The following is a 4040-nucleotide window of genomic DNA, read 5'->3' on the forward strand; positions in this document are numbered from 1 at the left end:
GCGTGAATACGATATCGCTGCCGAGCATTTCTCGATGAACGACAAGGCGCTGACCGCCGTCACCAGAACGGCCATCGAGGCCGCTTTCGTCGATAGAAAGACAAAGACGGCACTTCTTGCCCGGTTGAACAGCGCGGCACGCTGATTTCCGCCGACAAAGCTGTGGTCGGTGCGGGCCAAGCGGTTCCTTGGCCGGCGCATTGCCGCTAGGGTTCGCCCAGGCAGCTTGAAGCGCGGCGCGTCCGAAAGGGCGATGCGCGCATTTTCGGGCGCAGGCATCAGGAGAACACCATGCAGGGCGTCACCGTCGTCGACCACCCGCTTGTCCAGCACAAGCTGACCATCATGCGCAAGAAGGAAACCTCGACGGCGGGCTTCCGCCGGCTGCTGCGCGAAATCTCGCTGCTGCTCGGCTACGAGGTCACCCGCAATCTCGAACTGACGACGACGACCATCGAAACGCCGATGGAAACGATGGAAGCGCCGACGCTCGAGGGCAAGAAACTGGTCTTTGCCTCGGTGCTGCGCGCCGGCAACGGCTTGCTGGAAGGCCTGCTCGACCTGGTGCCGGCGGCGCGCGTCGCCCATGTCGGTCTCTACCGCGATCACGAAACGCTGGAGGCGGTCGAATATTTCTTCAAGGCGCCGAGCGACCTCGCCGACCGGCTGGTGATCGTCGTCGATCCGATGCTGGCCACCGCCAATTCGGCGATCGCGGCGATCGACAAGCTGAAAGAGCGCGGCGCCACCAACATCCGTTTCCTTTGCCTGCTGGCGGCGCCCGAAGGCATCGAGCGCTTCATCAAGGCGCATCCGGACGTTCCCGTCTTCACCGCTTCGATCGACCGCCAGCTCAACGAGAAGGGCTACATCATGCCCGGCCTCGGCGACGCCGGCGACCGCATGTACGGGACCAAGTAATATCAGACCAAGTCGCCTGGTACGATTTACCAAATATTTACGAAAAGGCGCGGTTTTGGCGCGCGTTAAAGCGGCAAACACCATCCGGGCTTAACGATCGGCTGTCACTACAGCGCCGCGCGTCCGTTTCGGACGCGCAAAGGACGCTGTAGCACTTTGATTTTGTGCATGAGCCTTTCCGAAAATCGTTCCCGATTTTCGGGGTCATGCGGCGAGGCCGATCCATGCTGCGCAAACTTCTGATCCTCGCCGTTTTCGCCGGTACATCGGCATCGATACCGATTGTGTATCAGTCGAATCCGCAACTCGTCGAAAACCTGCTGAGGTCGGCGGTGCCGGGCAAACAAGCGGTCGAAGCCCAGCCGAACGTCAATCTGGCATCGGTGCCCAACAAGCCCGCGGCACCGCTGCCGATGGGCCGCAAGGTCCTCGTCGCGGCAGACGAACGCGGGCATTTCTCGTCACCCTTCAAGCTCAACGGACGTCAGGTCGACGGCATGATCGACACCGGCGCTACATTGGTCGCCATCAACATTTCGACGGCACGCAGGATCGGCCTGTCGCTGAACGCTTCCGACTTCAACCGCGAGGTCAACACCGCCAACGGCACCATCAAGGCGGCTGTGGCCATGATCGACCGCCTGCAGATCGGCAGCATCACCGTCAATGACGTCCAGACCATCGTGCTCGACGACAGGGCGCTGCGCACCAATCTGATCGGCATGAGCTTCCTCAACCGGCTCGACAAATACCAGGTCGAGAACGGCACGCTGCTGCTCGTCCAGTAAGGCTATTCGTTTTCCCAAATTCCCAAGGGAAAGCGCTATGCGCTTTTTCCCAGGGAGAACCGTTTCACACTTTTCCTGGAATTGCTCTAGCCGCGCGGCAGAATCCGCCGGATGACCGACTTGTCGGCGGGCGGCTTCGAGGCACCGACCATATAGGCCGAAAGCACGGTTGCCGCGGCGGCCTCGGCATCGGCCGATGAGCGGGCATGGATCAGCGCCAGCGGCTCGCCGATCCCAACCTCCGCACCGACCGGCAATAGTCTGGTGATGCCGACCGCAGGGTCGATCTGGTCGTCCGGCCGCGTGCGTCCACCTCCCAGGCCGACCACTGCGAGCCCGATATCGCGGGTGGCGATGCCGGTGACGAAGCCATTTGCGGTCGCCTTGACGGCAAGTTCGATCGCCGCCGCAGGCAGATATTTTTCCGGTTTCTCGATGAAATCGGCGGGGCCGCCAAGCGCGGCCACCATGCGTGCGAAAGTGGCGGCGGCGCGGCCGCTGGCGAGCGTCTCGGTGGCGCGCCGCATGCCATCCTGGTTGGACGACACCAGCCCGGCCGACTGCAGCATTTCGGCGGCCAGCGCCAGCGTCACATCTTCGAGCCGACGGTCACGATACCGGCCGGTGAGGAAATCGACGGCGTTGCGCACCTCGACTGCGTTGCCGGCGGCCGACGCCAGCGGCTCGTTCATGCCGGTGATCAACGCCGAGGCCTTCAGTCCGGCGCCGTTGGCGATCTCAACCAGGCTGTTGGCGAGTGCGGTGGCGTCGCGCGATTTTTCCATGAAGGCGCCGTTGCCGACCTTGACGTCGAGCACCAGCGATTGCAGCCCGGCCGCCAGCTTCTTCGACAGGATCGAAGCGGTGATCAGCGGCACCGATTCGACCGTGCCGGAGACGTCGCGGATCGCATAGAGTCGTCGATCGGCGGGCGCGAGGTCGGCGGTCTGGCCGATGATGGCACAGCCTGTTTCGAGCACCGCCTTGCGAAACAGCGCGACATCGGGCTGGCTGATGTAGCCCGGGATGGCATCCATCTTGTCCAGCGTACCGCCGGTGTGGCCAAGGCCACGGCCCGAGATCATCGGCACATAGGCGCCGCAGGCGGCGACGATCGGCGCCAGCATCAGCGAGACATTGTCACCGACGCCGCCGGTCGAATGCTTGTCGGTGACCGGGCCAGGCAGGTCCGACCAGTCGAGCACATCGCCGGAATCGCGCATCGCCAGCGTCAGCGCCACGGCCTCGTCGCGGTTCATGCCGTTGAAGAACACCGCCATGGCGAAGGCGCCGGCCTGGCCGTCGGTAACGGCGCCTGACGTCACGCCCGCGACGAAGCCGGCGATCTCGTCCTCCGACAGCCTCAGGCCATCGCGCTTGCGGCGGATGATTTCCTGGGGAAGCATCAGATCTCCAGCAGTCCGTCGCGGAACACGCGCTGCAGGATCGTCGCCAGCCGCGCGCCGCCGACCGGCGCCATGTCCTTGGTCTCCTGGTGCGAAAGCTCGGCCCCGGTCATGCCGGCCGCCAGATTGGTGATGACCGAACAGGCGGCGACGCGCAGTCCGAGGAAGCGGGCGAGAATGACCTCCGGTACGGTCGACATGCCGACCGCATTGGCGCCCATGATGCGCGCCATGCGGATTTCGGCCGGCGTTTCGAAGCATGGGCCGGAGAACCACATATAGACGCCCTTGTGCAGGGTGGTGCCGGTCGCTTTTGCCGCCCGCTCGATGGCCTGGCGGATGCCGGCATCATAGGCTTCGGTCAGGCCGACGAAACGCCGGTCGCTTGGTTCGCCGATCAGCGGGTTGGTGCCCGAGAAATTGATGTGGTCCGATATCAGCATCACCGAGCCCGGCGGCATGTCCGGATCGACCGAGCCGGCGGCATTGGTGAGGATCAGTTTCGTGATGCCGATGCCGGCAAGCACTTCCAGCACCGGCCGCATCGCCGCGGCGTTGCCGTGCTCATAGTAATGGGCACGGCCCGACAGCAGCAGCACCGGCACGCCGGCAAACAGCCCTGCCACCACTTCGCCGGCGTGCCCGGTGACACCGCTTCTGGGAAAGCCGGGCAGGTCGGCATAGGAGATGCGGATCGGGTCCTCGATCTGGTCGACCAGACCGCCGAGGCCCGAGCCGAGCACCAGTGCCGTGGCCGGCGCCAGGCCGTCCAGCCTTTCGACGAGATGATCCAGGGCTTTTTCCGTCATCGTTGCCAGCTGTTCATTTGAGCCTGTTGCTCATTTCAAAATATCGCCGCGGAAGCCGTAAGGCAGCATGTCGCCCATGGTCACGGTTTCGGCCACACCCGCATTGTCGCAGAGAT

At 64.1% G+C, this 4040-nt stretch carries 4 protein-coding genes and 2 pseudogenes; 3 read left to right on the plus strand and 3 right to left on the minus strand.

Annotation, left to right across the window (positions count from 1 at the left end):
- From EN969_RS19930 to EN969_RS19945, 3 genes and pseudogenes are all read left to right on the plus strand, one after another.
- Window positions 1-145 (plus strand): annotated as a pseudogene (locus EN969_RS19930) (adenosine deaminase); the annotation flags it as partial.
- Window positions 146-291: 146 nt separating this feature from the next.
- On the plus strand, window positions 292-921 hold the full coding sequence (gene upp, locus EN969_RS19935; RefSeq protein ID WP_013529626.1) for a uracil phosphoribosyltransferase: 630 nt from the start codon (window positions 292-294) through the stop codon (window positions 919-921).
- 224 nt (window positions 922-1145) lie between these two features.
- Entirely contained in the window at window positions 1146-1709 is a 564-nt protein-coding gene (locus EN969_RS19945) for a TIGR02281 family clan AA aspartic protease (protein WP_024502797.1), read from the plus strand.
- An 86-nt stretch (window positions 1710-1795) separates the two neighbouring features.
- On the opposite strand, the gene deoA is transcribed toward EN969_RS19945, so the two are convergent.
- The 3 genes and pseudogenes from deoA to EN969_RS36755 form a co-directional block, all read right to left on the minus strand.
- The gene (gene deoA, locus EN969_RS19950; protein ID WP_063168989.1) at window positions 1796-3115 is read right to left on the minus strand and encodes a thymidine phosphorylase; all 1320 of its coding nucleotides are present in this window, start codon (window positions 3113-3115) and stop codon (window positions 1796-1798) included.
- The gene (locus EN969_RS19955; protein ID WP_024502795.1) at window positions 3115-3924 is read right to left on the minus strand and encodes a purine-nucleoside phosphorylase; all 810 of its coding nucleotides are present in this window, start codon (window positions 3922-3924) and stop codon (window positions 3115-3117) included. Before EN969_RS19955 ends, deoA begins: the two co-directional genes overlap by 1 nt.
- Before the next feature lie 30 nt (window positions 3925-3954).
- Window positions 3955-4040 (minus strand): annotated as a pseudogene (locus EN969_RS36755) (cytidine deaminase); the annotation flags it as partial.

It is taken from the genome of Mesorhizobium sp. M7A.F.Ca.CA.003.01.2.1, assembly GCF_003998945.1.
In the GTDB taxonomy this organism is placed as follows: Bacteria; Pseudomonadota; Alphaproteobacteria; order Rhizobiales; family Rhizobiaceae; genus Mesorhizobium; species Mesorhizobium ciceri.

What these genes read in the sequence shown, in the direction of transcription:
- upp (WP_013529626.1), top strand. Translation starts at nt 292, where the DNA reads ATGCAGGGCGTCACCGTCGTCGACCACCCGCTTGTCCAGCACAAGCTG.
- EN969_RS19945 (WP_024502797.1), top strand. Translation starts at nt 1,146, where the DNA reads ATGCTGCGCAAACTTCTGATCCTCGCCGTTTTCGCCGGTACATCGGCA.
- deoA (WP_063168989.1), bottom strand. Translation starts at nt 3,115, where the DNA reads ATGCTTCCCCAGGAAATCATCCGCCGCAAGCGCGATGGCCTGAGGCTG.
- EN969_RS19955 (WP_024502795.1), bottom strand. Translation starts at nt 3,924, where the DNA reads ATGACGGAAAAAGCCCTGGATCATCTCGTCGAAAGGCTGGACGGCCTG.